This is a genomic window from Microbacterium sp. SA156 (genome assembly GCF_049065455.1).
GTDB classification, from domain to species: domain Bacteria; phylum Actinomycetota; class Actinomycetes; order Actinomycetales; family Microbacteriaceae; genus Microbacterium; species Microbacterium barkeri.
The window spans coordinates 1-14,734 of the sequence record NZ_JBAKGU010000023.1 but is presented as its reverse complement, the minus strand read 5'-3'; the positions used below and the strand labels follow the sequence as shown (position 1 = coordinate 14,734).

The following is a 14,734-nucleotide window of genomic DNA, read 5'->3' as shown; positions in this document are numbered from 1 at the left end:
GACGACTACGCGTCGCCGCCGGCCGTTCCGGTGTGGCCGGCGCGCACGTCCTGCAGACGGTAGCGCTCTGCGGCCTGACGCGGAGCCGCGGGGTCGACCGCGCCGTCGAGTGCGAGCGCCTCGAGCGTGCGGACGACGATCGACTCGACGTCGACCCGGAAGAACCGCCGCGCCGCGGCCCGGGTGTCGGAGAACCCGAAGCCGTCGGTCCCGAGCGAGAGCCAGCGGCCGGGCACGTAGGGCGCGATCTGGTCCTGCACCTGCCGCATGTAGTCGCTGACGGCGACGACCGGACCGCCGGACCCCTCGCGGAGGCGCCGGGTCACGTAGGGCTCGCGCGGCTCGCCCGCGTGCAGGATGGCGCTGTCGGCGTCGATCGCGTCGCGGCGCAGTTCGTTCCAGCTCGTGACCGACCACACGTCGCCTGCGACGCCCCACTCCTCCGCGAGCACCCGCTGGGCCTCGATCGCCCACGGCACCGCGACGCCCGACGCGAGGATCTGCGCGGGGACGCCCTGGCCATCCGCCTGCGACACGCGGTGCATGCCGCGGAGGATGCCGTCGACGTCCACGCCCTCCGGCTCGGCCGGCTGCGAGATCGGCTCGTTGTAGACCGTGAGGTAGTACATGACGTTCGGGTCGGGATGAACCCCTCCGTACATGCGCTCGAACCCCGCGCGCACGATGTGCGCGAGCTCGTACCCGTAGGCCGGGTCGTACGAGACGACCGCCGGGTTCGTCGATGCCAGCAGCGGCGAGTGGCCGTCGCCGTGCTGCAGCCCCTCGCCCGTGAGGGTCGTGCGCCCCGCGGTCGCGCCGATCACGAAGCCGCGCGCCATCTGGTCGGCCGCGGCCCAGAACGAGTCGCCCGTGCGCTGGAACCCGAACATCGAGTAGAAGACGTAGACGGGGATGAGCGGCTCGCCGTGCGTCGCGTACGACGTGCCCGCCGCCGTGAAGGCCGCGACGGCACCGGCCTCGTTGATGCCGACGTGGAGGATCTGACCGGCCTCGGACTCCTTGTAGGCGAGGAGCAGCTCGCGGTCGACCGACATGTAGTTCTGCCCGCGCGGGTTGTAGATCTTCGAGGTCGGGAAGTACGCGTCCATGCCGAACGTGCGCGCCTCATCCGGGATGATCGGCACGATCCGGTGCCCGACCTTCTTGTCGCGCAGGATGTCGCGGAGGATGCGCGCGAACGCCATCGTCGTCGCCGCCTGCTGGGCTCCCGACCCCTTCTTCGCCGAGGCGTACACCGCGTCGGCCGGGAGCTCGATCGCGGTGTGCGTCGCACGGCGCTCGGGCACCGGGCCGCCCAGCGCGCGACGGCGCTCGAGCATGTACTCGAGCTCGGGCGCGCCCGGCTCAGGGCGGAAGTACGGCGGCCGGTACGGGTCCTCCTCGAGCTGCGCGTCGGGGATCGGGATCCGGAGCAGGTCGCGGAAGTCCTTGAGATCCTGGAGGGCGAGCTTCTTCATCTGGTGCGAGGCCATCCGGCCCTCGAAGCTCGGGCCGAGCGTGTATCCCTTGACCGTCTTCACGAGCACGACCGTGGGCTGACCGCGGTGCTCCATCGCGGCCTTGTAGGCCGAGTGCACCTTGACGTAGTCGTGCCCGCCGCGCCGGAGGTTCCAGATGTCCTCGTCGGAGTAGTCCGACACGAGCGCGAGCGTGCGCGGGTCGCGCCCGAAGAAGTGCTCGCGGACGAACGCGCCCGACTCCGCCTTGAAGGTCTGGAAGTCGCCATCCGGTGTGCGGTTCATGAGGTCGACGAGCGCGCCGTCGACGTCGCGCTCGAACAGCGCATCCCACTCGCGGCCCCAGACGACCTTGATGACGTTCCACCCGGCGCCGCGGAAGAACGCCTCGAGCTCCTGCATGACCTTCGTGTTGCCGCGGACGGGTCCGTCCAGACGCTGCAGGTTGCAGTTGATCACGAACGTGAGGTTGTCGAGCCCGTCGTTGGCCGCGAGCTGCAGCAGCCCGCGCGACTCCGGCTCATCCATCTCGCCGTCGCCGAGGAACGCCCACACGTGCTGGTCGGATGTGTCCTTGATGCCGCGCGCGTGCAGGTATCGGTTCGCCTGCGCCTGGTAGATGGCGTTCATCGGCCCGATGCCCATCGAGACCGTCGGGAACTCCCAGTAGGCCGGCTTGAGCCGCGGGTGCGGGTACGACGGCAGACCGTGCCCCTCGCGCGAGCGCTCCTGGCGGAAGCCGTCGAGGTCGGCCTCGTCGAGGCGCCCCTCCACGAACGACCGCGCGTACATGCCGGGAGACGCGTGCCCCTGGAAGTACACCTGGTCGCCGCCGCCCGGATGGTCCTTGCCGCGGAAGAAGTGGTTGAAGCCGACCTCGTAGAGCGTGGCGGCGCCCGCGTAGGTCGCGATGTGGCCGCCCACGCCCCCGGTCGACGGGTGCTGCGCACGATGCACCATGACCGCCGCGTTCCAGCGGATCCATGCGCGGTAGCGGCGCTCGGCCTGCTCGTCGCCGGGGTACGGCGCATCCTGCGAGGCCGGGATCGTGTTGACGTAGTCGGTCGTCAGCTCGGCCCGCGCGCGGTCCGCGCCGACGCGGGCGGCGAGCGCCTCGATCATGCGGTGCGCGCGCTCGCGGCCGCCCGCGGCCACGAGGCCGTCGATCGATTCGAGCCACTCCGCGGTCTCGGCGGGATCGACGTCGTCGACCCTCCGGTCGAGGAGCGCGGGTTCGAGGGGTGCTGTCATCGGCGGAAGCCCTTCCGGATGGTGCGCGAGCCCTGAGCAGGGGTGTCGGGCGCGACGCGGTCGACGGAGCTGATGTGGATGGAGGTGGTCTGGTTGCCGGCCGCGTTCACGCGCACGATCGGGACCTCGTTGCCGTCCGCGGCGATGAGCTTGCCGCCGACGAACGTGTCGCCGTCCTCGAGCGCCTCGAGCTCGTCCTCGCGGACCATGCGCGGGGGCGACGCGACGAAGACCGAGGCGTTCTTGCGCACGTTGCCGAGGGTGAGCTCGTTGAAGATGAGGTTGAGCAGGACGGCCATGATCGCGGCGGACGAGATGCCCGAGTGGAAGATGACCTCGAACCAGTCGGGGAACAGGTGGTAGATGTCGGTCTTGACGACCGGCAGCATGCCGAACGCGAGCGACGCCGCGACGATGATGAGGTTCATGTTGTTGCGGTAGTCGACCTTCGACAGCGTGCGGATGCCCGAGGCCGCGACCGTGCCGAACAGGACGATGCCCGCGCCGCCGAGGACCGGCATCGGGATGGCCGCGGCGACGCGCCCGAGGATGGGCAGGACGCCGAGGATGACGAGGATGACGCCGCCTGCGGTGACGACGAAGCGGCTCTTCACGCCCGTGATGGCGACGAGGCCCACGTTCTGCGCGAACGCGCTCTGCGTGAACGAGTTGAGCAGCGGCGACACCGCGCTGGCCGCCATGTCGGCGCGCAGGCCGTTGGCGATGCGGCGCGAGTCGACGCGCGCCCCCGTGATCTCGCCGACCGCGAGGATGTCGGCGGTCGTCTCGGTGAGGATCACGAGCACGACGACGAGCATCGACACGATCGCGGCGGGGTCGAAGACCGGCGCGCCGAACGCGAGCGGGGTGGGGATGGCGAAGACCGGGCCGTCGAGGACCGACGAGAAGTCGGCCATCCCGAGCGGGATCGCGATGACGGTGCCGATGATGAGCGCGAGCAGGATCGACAGGCGCGAGATCGTGGCGCTGCCGAGCTTGGAGAGCACGACGATGATGAGGAGCGTGAGCCCGGCGAGCCCGACGTTGGCCATCGAGCCGTAGTCGTCGGCGGCCGCGTTGCCGCCCATGATCCAGTTGCCGGCGACCGGGATGAGCGAGAGGCCGATCGCGGTGATGACGACGCCCGTGACGACGGGCGGGAAGAAGCGGAGGATCATCGCGAAGAACGGCGTGATGACGAAGCCGATCAGCGACGCGGCGAGCACGGCGCCGAAGACCGCGGGCAGCCCTCCTCCCCCGTTCACGATCGCGAGCATCGTCGCGACGGCCGCGAACGACGTGCCCTGCACGAGCGGGAGCTTCGATCCGAAGAACGGGATCCCCACGCTCTGCAGGATGGTCGCGAGGCCTCCGATGAAGAGGCACGACGCGATGAGGAGGCCCTTCTCCGCGTCGGTGACGCCGGCCGCACCGCCGAGGATGATCGGCGGGGCGATGATCCCGCCGTACATCGTCAGGACATGCTGCAGTCCGTACATGAACGACCTGCCGACGGGCAGGCGCTCGTCCTCGGGCGATCCGGCGACATCCAGTGATCCGGGCAGCGCCCGGCGGTTCTTCTTGCTCATTGCTGACCTCCTTGTCGGCACGGCGGCGCTCGGCGCCGCCCAGGTTCGCGCGTGATCGCGCAGTGCCCGCGCGAGCGTGCGCGGGCACGCCCGTCCGCGGTCGGGTCGTCGAGAGCGACGACCCGACCGCGACGGGCTGTCGAGACGGCGCAGGGGCCGTCACGGCATCAGACGTAGGCGGGGATGCCCTGCCAGATGGCCGCGGTGTCGCCGAGGCCCTCGCGCCGCAGCGTGCCCTCGATGAGGCCGTACGGGCTGTGGGCGGCGTAGAACACCTCGTTGGGGTTGTCCTGGCCGAACGGCTCGAGGTCCACGACGAAGTGGTGGAGGTTCGGCATGGAGAACTTGATCTCGTCGATCTCGGGGTGCGCCTCGAGCACGGCGCGGCCCATGATGTACTGCGTCTCCTGGAGCGCACGCGAGTAGTGGTTCGTGAACGCCTCGAGCATGATCGTCCGGACCGACGCGAAGACCTCGTTGAAGTCGATGTCGGTGCGGTTGTACAGCCAGCGCGCGGTGACGTTCGTCGCGAGGATGCGGTCGGTCGTCTCGGGGAGCGTCGTGTAGCGGTCGACCGGGTAGCCGACGAATCCCGACTGCGTCGTCTTGAGCACGGCGAGGTCCTCGAGACCGGCGACCACGTGCGTCTGGTCGCCGACGATCTTCACGACCGCGGTGCGGGTCTCGGCGCCTGTGCCTCCGCGGAAGAACGAGTGGTCGTGGCCCTCGCCCGCGACCGGGATGCGCGACCACGTCGCCTGACGCGCGCCCCAGCGGCCGCCCGTGACCCACTCGAACTCGCTCGTGAAGTGGCGGCCGAGGCGGATGAGGAAGTCCTCGGGCGACCCGATGCCCTCCCGGGCGAAGCCGAACAACGTGTTCTTCTGCGTGTCGGTCGGCACGACGTGCGAGTTGTCGCCCTCGTAGTAGCACGAGTCGAAGTCGCCGTGGAGCTGCGAGACGACCGTGAGGTCCTCGATCTCGTGGCGGTCGGTGTCGCGCGTGACGCGGACGACGTGGACCTCTGCCTTGCCGTACTGGCTGTCGCCCAGCACGACCTTGGTCTGGGACGAGGTCTCGACGGTGGTGTCAGCGATGGTCATGATCAGCTACCCCTGTAGGTTGAATATGCGAACGGGCTGATGAGTAGCGGTACGTGATAGTGCTGCTCGGCGTCGCCGACCGTGAAGTCGATCGTGACGACGGGGTAGAAGGAATCCGTGCCGGTGCGCGCGAAGTACGCGGCGACCTCGAAGCGGAGCCGGTAGTGCCCCGGTTCGAGCGCCTCGGGACCGAGGTCCTTCACACGGCCGTCCGCGTCGGTGCGGGCGGATGCGACGACCGCGCCGTCCGCGTCCTCCAGTGCCACCGCGACGTCGGCGGCCGGACGGCCGATCGACGCGTCGAGGATGTGCGTGGTGACGTGGCTCATGCGCGGAGGATCCCTTCCAGTCGGAGGAGTGCGATCTCGCGAAGCTGTTCGGCGACTTCGCGGATCTCGTCCTCGTCGGTGTTGTCGAGACGGCGGTTCAGCTCGTCGAGGATCTCTCGACCGCTGCGGCCCGCCGCCCGGATGAGGAAGACTCGCCCGAATCGCTCCTCGTAGGCGCGGTTGCCCGCGTGGAGCTCTGCGGCCAGTGCCGCATCGCCCGCATCGACGCCGGCCTGCTCTCCTCGCGACATGCCGGCTTCCGTCGAGCTGCCGCTCGGACGGTCCCCGATGCGCGGGTGATGCGCCAGCGCCGCGTCGATGTCCTCGTCCGTCCAGTCGAGCGCCCGCTCGCGGGCGGCCGACAGCACCTCCTCCACGTTGGAGTACGGACGAGCGGACACGACGGCCTCCACCCAGCGGTCGATGTCGGCGGCGGGCCGGATGAGCGCATCCGCCTCCGTCGGCGTCAGCTGGTTGAACGCTGCAAGCGTCATTGCTTACCTTCCTTCATTCCACATTCCGGAACTGTTCTTCCGTTGTGTGTAATTAGTGAAGCACCCCGTTTCGGGAGAGTCAAGCCGACCTCCGTGAGAAGCTACCGTGCGCACCGTCGTGCAGAAGAAGGAGACACCATGTCGACGCAGACCCGCGCCATCCGCAGCGCGCTCATCACCGGCGCCGGGACGGGCATCGGGCGGGCGACCGCCCTCGAGCTCGCGCGCCGCGACTGGTCGCTCACCCTCATCGGGCGCACGCGCGAGACGCTCGAGCGGACGGCCGCTGAGATCGCGGAGGCGGGCGGGCCGGCCGCCGCGTGGGTCCCCGCCGACGTGACGCGACCGGATGACGTCGTCCGCGCGTTCGATGCCGCGCAGGAGCACGCCGGTCGCGTCGACCTGCTCTTCAACAACGCGGGCGCATTCGGACCCCAGGCGCGGATCGACGAGCTTTCGGACGACGACTGGCAGCAGGTGCTCGACGTCAACGTCACGGGCGCGGTGCTCTGCGCACGCGAGGCCTTCCGCCGCATGCGCGCGCAGACCCCGCAGGGCGGCCGGATCATCAACAACGGGTCGGTGTCAGCTCACCGTCCGCGCCCGCGGTCGGCCGCCTACACGATCACGAAGCACGCGGTGACGGGGCTCACGCGCTCGGTCGCGCTCGACGGGCGCTCCTACGGCATCACCGCGACCCAGATCGACATCGGCAACGCCGCCACCGAGCTCCTGCACGGCATCGACGCGGGCGATGGCGCGCTGCAGCCCGATGGCACGCGCCGCGTCGAGCCGACGTTCGACGTCGCGCACGCCGCACGCCTGATCGCAGACGTCGCCGACCTGCCGCACGAGGTCGCGGTCCACGAGATCGTGGTAACCGCGACCGGCATGCCGTTCGACGGGCGCGGCTGATCGGCCATTGCGCCGCCCCGCCGGGCTGGACTATAATGAATTCCAAGCTACAGAAGCTTTATTCCATATTGTGAAACTACGGAGGCATCGTGGCCGAAGAGACCGTCGCACAGCTCGCTCCCGGCGCCGACGCGCCCGACTTCGCCCTGAGCGACGCGAAGGGCGAGACGGTGCGCCTGTCCGACTTCGCGGGCGGACGCACCATCCTCTACTTCTACCCCGCGGCCTTCACTCCCGGCTGCACGACCGAGGCGTGCGACTTCCGAGACAACCTCGCGTCGCTCAGCGGCGCCGGCTACCGGGTCGTCGGCATCTCGAAGGACGACGTCGAGACGCTCGCCCGCTTCGCCGAGGAGGACCGCCTGGACTTCCCGCTCCTCTCCGACCCGGATCACGCCGTCGCGAAGAGCTACGGCGCGTGGGGCGAGAAGCAGATCGACGGCCGCACCCTCACCGGCGTGCTGCGCTCGACGTTCGTGCTCGATGAGGAGAACCGCATCGAGATCGCCGAGTACCGCGTCGACCCGGATGGGCACGTCGCGGCCCTGCGCGAGAAGCTTGGGGTCTGAGAAGGAGCGCGCGTCACGCGTCGACGCGCTGCTCCTCCGCGATGTGAAGCGCCTCCGCGGTGCGTCGCATCTCGGCGCGCGCCTTCGCGGCGTCTCCGTTCAGCGTCTCTCCGTAGGTGGGGATGAGCTCGCGCAGCGCGGGCGTCCATCCCTCGATCCGATCGGGGAAGCACGACGACAGCACGTCGAGCATGATCGTCGCACCCGTCGACGCGCCCGGGGATGCTCCGAGCAGACCCGCGATCGAGCCATCCGCCGCCGAGACCACCTCGGTGCCGAACTGGAGCTTGCCGCCCTTCATGACCTGGGCGCGCTGACCGGCCTGGATGAGCTCCCAGTCCGCGCCGTCGGCCGTGGGCACGAAGACACGCAGGGCCTCGATCTTCTTGGCACGGCTCTTGAGGAGCTCGGTCACGAGGTACTTCACGAGGTCGAGGTTCGTGGCTCCGACCTTGAGCATCGAGCCGATGTTGTGCAGGCGCACCTGCGAGACGATGTCGAGCCACGACCCCTTCTTGAGGAACTTCGGGCTGAACGTCGCGAACGGACCGAACATGAGCGACCCCTCGCCGTCGACGCGGCGGGCGTCGAGGTGCGGGACCGACATGGGCGGGGCGCCCACGGCCGCCTGCGAGTACACCTTCGCGCCGTGCTTCGCGACGAGCTTCGGATCGGTCGTCTTGAGGAACTGGCCGCCGATCGGGAAGACGCCGTAGCCCTTGATCTCGGGGATGCGCGCCTTCTGCAGGAGCTTGATGGCCCATCCGCCCGCGCCGACGAAGACGAAGCGCGCCCGCACCTGGCCGGGCGTCTTGCCGACCCGGTTGCGGTAGCTGACGAGCCAGGTGCCGTCCTTCTGCTTCTTGAGGCCGTTGACCTCGTGGTTCAGCAGCACCTCGGCGTCGTTCGCGCGGAGGTGGTCGAAGAGCTGGCGGGTGAGCGCGCCGAAATCGACGTCGGTGCCGGCCGGCACGCGCGTCGCGGCGAAGGGCTCGTCGGTCTTGCGGCGCTTCTCCATGAGCAGCGGCGCCCAGGAGTGGATGACGCGCGAGTCCTCGGAGTACTCGATGCCCTCGAAGAGCGGCTGGTCCTTGAGCGTCTCGTAGCGCGCGCGGAGGTAGGAGACGTCCTTCTCCCCCGTGACGAACGTCATGTGCGGCGTCGTGCTGATGAACGTCGACGGCGCGTCGAGGATGCCCTTCGCGACGAGGGATGCCCACAACTCGCGGCTCTGCTGGAACTGCTCGTTGATGCCGATCGCCTTCGCCGGGTTCGACGGGTCGGGCATGTAGTTGAGCTCGCACAGGGCCGAGTGCCCGGTTCCCGCGTTGTTCCACGCGTTCGAGCTCTCCTGCGCGACCTCCCCGTCGCGCTCGAAGGCGACGATCTTCCAGTCGGGCTGCAGTTCCTTGAGGAGCGTGCCGAGTGTGGCGGACATGATCCCGCCGCCGATCAGCACGACATCGACGGTTTCACTCACGCGTCAATCCTATTCCCGGCTTTTCGGCGAACCTGACCATCCGCCGTCGAAAGAACATCGGAACTTGCGTTTTCGGCGCCCCGAAGACGGTGGCGTTCTTGCGATCGGGCCGGGACGCAGAACGGGCCGGCCCCGAGGGGCCGGCCCGTTCTGCGGGATGGATCAGCGCGCGACGGCCGAACCGAGCTTGGCGGCGACGAGCTCCGCGATCTGCACGGCGTTGAGCGCGGCGCCCTTGCGGAGGTTGTCGTTCGAGATGAACAGCACGAGACCGCGCCCCTCGGGAGCCGACTGGTCGGCGCGGATCCGGCCGACGTAGCTGGGGTCGCTTCCCGCCGCCTGCAGCGGAGTCGGGACCTCCTCGAGAGCCACGCCCGGGGCATCCGCGAGGAGCTCGCGCGCGCGCTCGGGCGTGATCTCGCGCGCGAACTCGGCGTGGATGCTCAGCGAGTGGCCCGTGAACACCGGAACGCGCACGCACGTGCCGGCCACGCGCAGGTCGGGGAGCTCGAGGATCTTGCGGCTCTCGTTGCGGAGCTTCTTCTCCTCGTCGGTCTCGTTCAGCCCGTCGTCGACGAGGTTGCCCGCGAGCGGCACGACGTCGAACGCGATGGGCGCGACGTACTTCTCGGGCTCCGGGAAGTCGACCGCCGAGCCGTCGTGCACGAGGCGGAGGGTGTCGCCCTGTGCGAGGACGCCCTCGACCTGGCCGAGGAGCTCCTGTGCGCCGGCGAGGCCCGAGCCCGAGACGGCCTGGTAGGTCGAGACGATGAGGCGCTCGAGGCCGGCCTCGGCGGCGAGCGGCTTGAGGACGGGCATGGCCGCCATGGTCGTGCAGTTCGGGTTCGCGATGATGCCCTTGACGGCCTGGTCGATCGCGTGCGGGTTGACCTCGCTCACGACGAGCGGGACCTCGGGGTCCATGCGCCAGGCGCTCGAGTTGTCGATGACGACCGCTCCGGCCGCGGCGAAGCGCGGGGCGTGCTCCTTCGAGGCGGAGCCGCCGGCGGAGAAGAGCGCGATGTCGATGCCCGACAGGTCGTCGGTCGCGATGTCCTCGACGACGACCTCGGTGCCGCCGAAGTCGATCGTTCGGCCGGCCGAGCGCGCCGACGCGAAGAGCCGCAGCTCGCGGATCGGGAAGTCGCGCTCCTGGAGGATCTCGCGCATCACGGTGCCGACCTGGCCGGTGGCGCCGACGACGGCGACGGAGAGTCCTGATTCAGAGATGCGGGTCATGGTGTTCCTCGGGGATGCGAGCGGGGTTGCTCGATTCTACCGGCGCCGCGGCGTGCCCCGTCCCGCCCGGGCATGTCTCGCTTCGTGCGGGTCAGCGACCGGGCATGTCTCGCTTAATGCGGGTCAGCGACCGGGCATGTCTCACTTGTCGCGGGTCAGCGACCGGGCATGTCTCACGTGGTGCGGGTATAGCGCCTCCATACCGGCGCCGAGTGAGACATGCGTGATGGGAGTGGACGACGAAGGCCTCCGACCGCGGGGTCGGAGGCCTTCGGAGAGGGATGTCAGCGGCCGGTTCCGGCGTAGACGGTCGCCTCGACCTCGCCGTCGAGCCCGTACGCCGAGTGGACGACGCGGGCGGCCTCGTCGAGCTCGGTGTCGCGGAGGATGACCGAGATGCGGATCTCGCTCGTCGAGATCATCTCGATGTTGATGCCGGCGGAGCTCAGCGCCTCGAAGAGCGTCAGCGAGACGCCCGAGTGCGTGCGCATGCCCGCGCCGACGACCGAGAGCTTGCCGACCTGGTCGTCGTAGACGAGGTTCTCGTACCCGATGTCGTCCTGCGCTGCCGTGAGCGCCTTCGCGACCTCGGCAGCCGACTGCTTCGGCAGCGTGAACGAGATGTCGGTGCGACCGGCCTTCGCCGACTGCACGTTCTGCACGATCATGTCGATGTTGGCGCCCGTCTTCGCGACGAGCGTGAAGATCGCGGCTGCCGAGCCCGGCACGTCCGGCACGCCGAGGACCGTGATCTTGGCCTGGCTGCGGTCGATGGCGACTCCGGCGACGACCGGCTCTTCCATTCCGATGGCGTCGTCCGACATGATCTCTCCCTTGGCATTGCGGGGGGCTTTCATCCCCTCGCCCAGAACGTACGTGCCCTCGTTCGACGTGAACGTCGAGCGGGCGTGGATGAGCACGCCGTGGCGGCGGGCGTACTCGACGGCGCGGATGTAGAGCACCTTGGCACCGTTGGCGGCGAGCTCGAGCATCTCCTCAGCCGTGATGTGGCCGAGCTTGCGGGCGAGGGGCACGACCCGCGGGTCGGCCGTGAAGATGCCGTCGACGTCGCTGTAGATCTCGCACACGTCGGCGTCGAGCGCAGCGGCGAGCGCGACGGCGGTCGTGTCGGATCCGCCTCGGCCGAGGGTCGTGATGTCCTTCGTGTCGCGGTTGAAGCCCTGGAAGCCCGCGACGATGACGACGGCACCGTCGTCGAGAGCCGCACGCAGGCGCACGGGGGTGACGTCGACGATGCGCGCGGCGCCGTGGTCGGCCGTCGTGATCATGCCCGCCTGGCTGCCCGTGAACGAGCGCGCCTCGTATCCCATCGAGTGGATGGCCATGGCCAGGAGCGCCATCGAGATGCGCTCTCCGCTGGAGAGGAGCATGTCGAGCTCGCGCGGCGCGGGCACCGGCGCGACCTGCGACGCGAGGTCGAGCAGCTCGTCGGTGGTGTCTCCCATCGCGCTGACGGCGACGACGACGTCGTGCCCCGCCCGGCGGGTGTCGACGATGCGCTTCGCGACGCGCTTGATGCTCTCGGCGTCGGCGACGGACGAGCCGCCGAACTTCTGGACGATCAACGCCAAGTGAGGCTCCTCACGGTGCGGGCGGGTGAGGGACGCAGGGCGCGCCCAGTCGACAAGTCTAGAGGCTCCGCACCCGCCGCCCCGCGCCCGCCCGCGCCGCCCGGAGGGCCATCCCCCGCCGACCGTGCACGCGGGCGCCGAGAAGGCCATTCCCCGCCGGCCGTGCACGCGGGCGCCGAGAGTGCCATCCCCCGCCGGCCGTGCATACGGGCGCCGAGAGCGCGGCCGGCGGCACGCCTCTCGGCGGCAACGCGCTGTCTGGGCGGCGAGCTGCAGTCTCGGCCGCGCGCTCAGGGGCGGCAACGCGCTGTCTCGGCGGCGACGCGCTGTCTGGGCGGCGAGGTGCTGTCTCGCCCGCGCGCTCAGAGGCTGCAACTCGCTGTCTCGGCGGCGACGCGCTGTCTCGGCGGCGAGGTGCGGTCTCGGCCGCGCGCTCAGAGGCGGCGGCGCTCAGAGGCGCCGCGCGCTCAGAGGCGGCGCGCGCTCAGAGGCGGCGGCGGCCCTCGAACGCGCGGCCGAGGGTGACCTCGTCGGCGTACTCGAGGTCTCCGCCGACCGGGAGGCCCGACGCGAGACGCGAGACCGCGATGTCGAGGGTCGTGAGCAGGCGGCTCAGATAGGCCGCGGTCGCCTCGCCCTCGAGGTTCGGGTTCGTCGCGAGGATGACCTCCTGGACGGTGCCGTCGGCGAGGCGCGTCATGAGCTGCTGGATGCGCAGGTCGTCGGGCCCGATGCCGGCGATCGGGCTGATCGCCCCGCCGAGCACGTGATAGCGGCCGCGGAACTCGCGCGTGCGCTCGATCGCGGCGACGTCCTTCGCGTCCTCGACGACGCAGATGAGCGCCGGGTTGCGACGGGGGTCGCGGCAGATGGCGCACGTCTCGCTCTCGGAGACGTTGCCGCAGATCTCGCAGAACCTCACCCGCTCACGCACTTCGCGCAGGAGCTCGGAGAGCCGCGAGACGTCGAAGGACGGGGTCTGCAGGATGTGGAACGCGATGCGCTGGGCCGACTTGGGGCCGATGCCGGGAAGCCGGCCGAGCTCGTCGATCAGCTCCTGGACGATGCCGTCGTACATGGAGGGATGGTGTCCTTACGCAGGGGAGGTCACTGGAAGCGGGTCGCGGGCTCGTACGGCTCCTCGTGGAGGAACGTCGCGCCGAGCACCTGGCGGACCACCGCCTCGCCGTAGCGCTGGATGCCCTCGGGCCCGACGTGGCGCGCCTGCACCGTCGGCACGGGCGCCGGGTTCGGCGCGATCGCCTCCGCCGGCTCGGGCGGGATGTCGCCCGGGTCGGTGTCGTCGTCCTCGTCGAGGGCGGGAGCGGCCGGCGCGGGCGCGGCGATCTCGCCATCCGCGACGGGCGGTGCGATGCGGGCCGCGGGCGGGATCTCCGCCTCCTCCGGATCCTCGTCGACCGCGAGGGTGCCGACGGCACCACCCGGGATCGGCGCGACGGCCCACTCCGTGACGGTGCGGGACGACAGGGCGACCGCTCCTGCATCGGCCGAGGGCGCCGACGCGCGCTGCGGCGCCGACCGCTCCGGTGCGCGTGCGACGCCGCCCGGGCCGGGGGGAGGCGTCTGACCGCCGCCCGGTCCGCTCGATCCGGGCCCCGCGCCGCCTGGTCCGCTCGATCCAGGCCCGCCGGGGCCCGGCTCGTGACGGGCGAGGTACTTCACGCGGATGCCGAGGACCTCGAGGATGACCCCGCGCAGGTCCTCGCTCACTCCCCCGCCCTGCGGCGTGCGCTGCTTGAAGGTCGCGAGGTCGCGCTGGTTCGTGAACGCCAGCGTCAGCACGTCGCCCTCCGCGGCCACCGGCCGCGCGCTCTGGAGCACGAGCCACGACGCGCGACTCGCGTGCTCCAATCGGGCGAGGATCCCCGACCACACGGCCTGCACTCCGGCGAGGGTCAGCGGCGCGCCGGCAGGAGCAGGCTCAGGCGCGGACTCCGGTCGACGCGGCTGCTCGCTGCGAGCGGGCTCGTCGTACGGGTCGTAGGGCGGCTCGTCCTCGGGCGCGGGCAGCGGCCCGTCGTCGGCCGGCGGACGCTCGGCAGACGCCTGCCGTGCGGGAGCCACGGGCCCGTCCGCACCGGGCGGGATGGTCGCCCAGCCGGCGGCGGGGACGGTTCCGTCATCGCGGACGGCCGTCGCGGGACGTACGGGTGCCTCGGGCCCATCGGACCTCACCGCGCTGGAGCCCGCGGCAGCAGGTGCCGCAGCGGCGGGCGCTGCGGGCGGTGCCGGAGACGTGGGAGGTGCCGTGGGTGCTGCCGCAGCTGGAGCGGCCGCCGCAGGAGCGTCCGAGGGAGTTGCGGGCGCAGCCGTCGGTGCCGCCGCAGGAGGTACCGCAGGCGCAGCGGCCGCAGGCGCCGCCGCAGGTGCTACCGGTGCAGCCGCCGCAGGTGCTACCGGTGCAGCCGCCGCAGGTGCTACCGGTGCCGCCGGTGCCGCAGGAGGTGCCGCCGGTGCAGCCGCCGCAGGCGCAGCCGCAGGCGCAGCAGCCGGTGCCGCCGCCGGAGCCGCAGGTGCCGCAGCCGCAGCGGGCGTCCCCGCCGCCGGCCCCGCGCCTCCGCGGTCCACTCGCCCGTGACATCTGCGGAGAGCTCCCTCAGCTGCGTCTTGATCGACTCGATGCGCTCGGGGTGCAGATGGCGCATGTCGATGCGGAGCCGGTCGGTCTCCGACG

At 70.8% G+C, this 14,734-nt stretch carries 13 protein-coding genes; 2 read left to right on the top strand and 11 right to left on the bottom strand.

The genetic code is table 11. From position 1 onward, the window contains the following. Window positions 1-5: 5 nt before the first annotated feature. From aceE to uraD, 5 genes are all read right to left on the bottom strand, one after another. Window positions 6-2,729, bottom strand: a complete 2,724-nt coding sequence (gene aceE / locus ACOWU6_RS15960; protein WP_421076312.1) for a pyruvate dehydrogenase (acetyl-transferring), homodimeric type — start codon at window positions 2,727-2,729, stop codon at window positions 6-8. After that, window positions 2,726-4,318 carry a nucleobase:cation symporter-2 family protein gene (locus ACOWU6_RS15955; protein WP_421076311.1) on the bottom strand — a complete coding sequence of 531 codons (1,593 nt, stop codon included), beginning with the start codon at window positions 4,316-4,318 and terminating at the stop codon, window positions 2,726-2,728. Before ACOWU6_RS15955 ends, aceE begins: the two co-directional genes overlap by 4 nt. A gap of 167 nt (window positions 4,319-4,485) precedes the next feature. Then, the gene (gene pucL, locus ACOWU6_RS15950; protein WP_421076310.1) at window positions 4,486-5,421 is read right to left on the bottom strand and encodes a factor-independent urate hydroxylase; all 936 of its coding nucleotides are present in this window, start codon (window positions 5,419-5,421) and stop codon (window positions 4,486-4,488) included. A 2-nt stretch (window positions 5,422-5,423) separates the two neighbouring features. Then, window positions 5,424-5,750, bottom strand: coding sequence for a hydroxyisourate hydrolase (uraH, locus tag ACOWU6_RS15945; protein WP_282979724.1), 327 nt, complete (start codon window positions 5,748-5,750; stop codon window positions 5,424-5,426). Further along, window positions 5,747-6,244, bottom strand: a complete 498-nt coding sequence (gene uraD / locus ACOWU6_RS15940; RefSeq protein WP_324014199.1) for a 2-oxo-4-hydroxy-4-carboxy-5-ureidoimidazoline decarboxylase — start codon at window positions 6,242-6,244, stop codon at window positions 5,747-5,749. Before uraD ends, uraH begins: the two co-directional genes overlap by 4 nt. 138 nt (window positions 6,245-6,382) lie before the next feature. Here uraD and ACOWU6_RS15935 point away from each other — a divergent pair, with 138 nt between their 5' ends. After that, on the top strand, window positions 6,383-7,159 hold the full coding sequence (locus ACOWU6_RS15935) for an SDR family oxidoreductase (protein ID WP_421076309.1): 777 nt from the start codon (window positions 6,383-6,385) through the stop codon (window positions 7,157-7,159). Window positions 7,160-7,248: 89 nt separating this feature from the next. Beyond that, window positions 7,249-7,728 (top strand): thioredoxin-dependent thiol peroxidase, encoded by a 480-nt coding sequence (bcp, locus tag ACOWU6_RS15930; protein ID WP_282979727.1) that lies wholly within the window; start codon window positions 7,249-7,251, stop codon window positions 7,726-7,728. A 13-nt stretch (window positions 7,729-7,741) separates the two neighbouring features. On the opposite strand, the gene mqo is transcribed toward bcp, so the two are convergent. The 6 genes from mqo to ACOWU6_RS15900 form a co-directional block, all read right to left on the bottom strand. Next, window positions 7,742-9,208 carry a malate dehydrogenase (quinone) gene (gene mqo, locus ACOWU6_RS15925; protein ID WP_421076308.1) on the bottom strand — a complete coding sequence of 489 codons (1,467 nt, stop codon included), beginning with the start codon at window positions 9,206-9,208 and terminating at the stop codon, window positions 7,742-7,744. A 162-nt stretch (window positions 9,209-9,370) separates the two neighbouring features. After that, window positions 9,371-10,447: an aspartate-semialdehyde dehydrogenase gene (locus tag ACOWU6_RS15920; protein ID WP_421076307.1), complete on the bottom strand. Its 1,077-nt coding sequence runs from the start codon at window positions 10,445-10,447 to the stop codon at window positions 9,371-9,373. A 284-nt stretch (window positions 10,448-10,731) separates the two neighbouring features. Next, the gene (locus ACOWU6_RS15915; protein WP_271173951.1) at window positions 10,732-12,039 is read right to left on the bottom strand and encodes an aspartate kinase; all 1,308 of its coding nucleotides are present in this window, start codon (window positions 12,037-12,039) and stop codon (window positions 10,732-10,734) included. 484 nt (window positions 12,040-12,523) lie between these two features. After that, the gene (gene recR, locus ACOWU6_RS15910) at window positions 12,524-13,117 is read right to left on the bottom strand and encodes a recombination mediator RecR (protein WP_271173952.1); all 594 of its coding nucleotides are present in this window, start codon (window positions 13,115-13,117) and stop codon (window positions 12,524-12,526) included. Between the two features lie 29 nt (window positions 13,118-13,146). Continuing rightward, the gene (locus ACOWU6_RS15905; protein WP_421076306.1) at window positions 13,147-14,124 is read right to left on the bottom strand and encodes a hypothetical protein; all 978 of its coding nucleotides are present in this window, start codon (window positions 14,122-14,124) and stop codon (window positions 13,147-13,149) included. A 353-nt stretch (window positions 14,125-14,477) separates the two neighbouring features. Further along, window positions 14,478-14,734: hypothetical protein (locus ACOWU6_RS15900; protein WP_421076305.1), on the bottom strand; the 257-nt coding region annotated here is incomplete at its 5' end.

Excerpts from the sequence above, each read along its gene's own strand:
- uraD (WP_324014199.1), bottom strand. The coding sequence starts at position 6,244 with ATGACGCTTGCAGCGTTCAACCAGCTGACGCCGACGGAGGCGGATGCG.
- ACOWU6_RS15935 (WP_421076309.1), top strand. The coding sequence starts at position 6,383 with ATGTCGACGCAGACCCGCGCCATCCGCAGCGCGCTCATCACCGGCGCC.
- ACOWU6_RS15955 (WP_421076311.1), bottom strand. The coding sequence starts at position 4,318 with ATGAGCAAGAAGAACCGCCGGGCGCTGCCCGGATCACTGGATGTCGCC.
- aceE (WP_421076312.1), bottom strand. The coding sequence starts at position 2,729 with ATGACAGCACCCCTCGAACCCGCGCTCCTCGACCGGAGGGTCGACGAC.
- uraH (WP_282979724.1), bottom strand. The coding sequence starts at position 5,750 with ATGAGCCACGTCACCACGCACATCCTCGACGCGTCGATCGGCCGTCCG.
- recR (WP_271173952.1), bottom strand. The coding sequence starts at position 13,117 with ATGTACGACGGCATCGTCCAGGAGCTGATCGACGAGCTCGGCCGGCTT.
- pucL (WP_421076310.1), bottom strand. The coding sequence starts at position 5,421 with ATGACCATCGCTGACACCACCGTCGAGACCTCGTCCCAGACCAAGGTC.
- ACOWU6_RS15920 (WP_421076307.1), bottom strand. The coding sequence starts at position 10,447 with ATGACCCGCATCTCTGAATCAGGACTCTCCGTCGCCGTCGTCGGCGCC.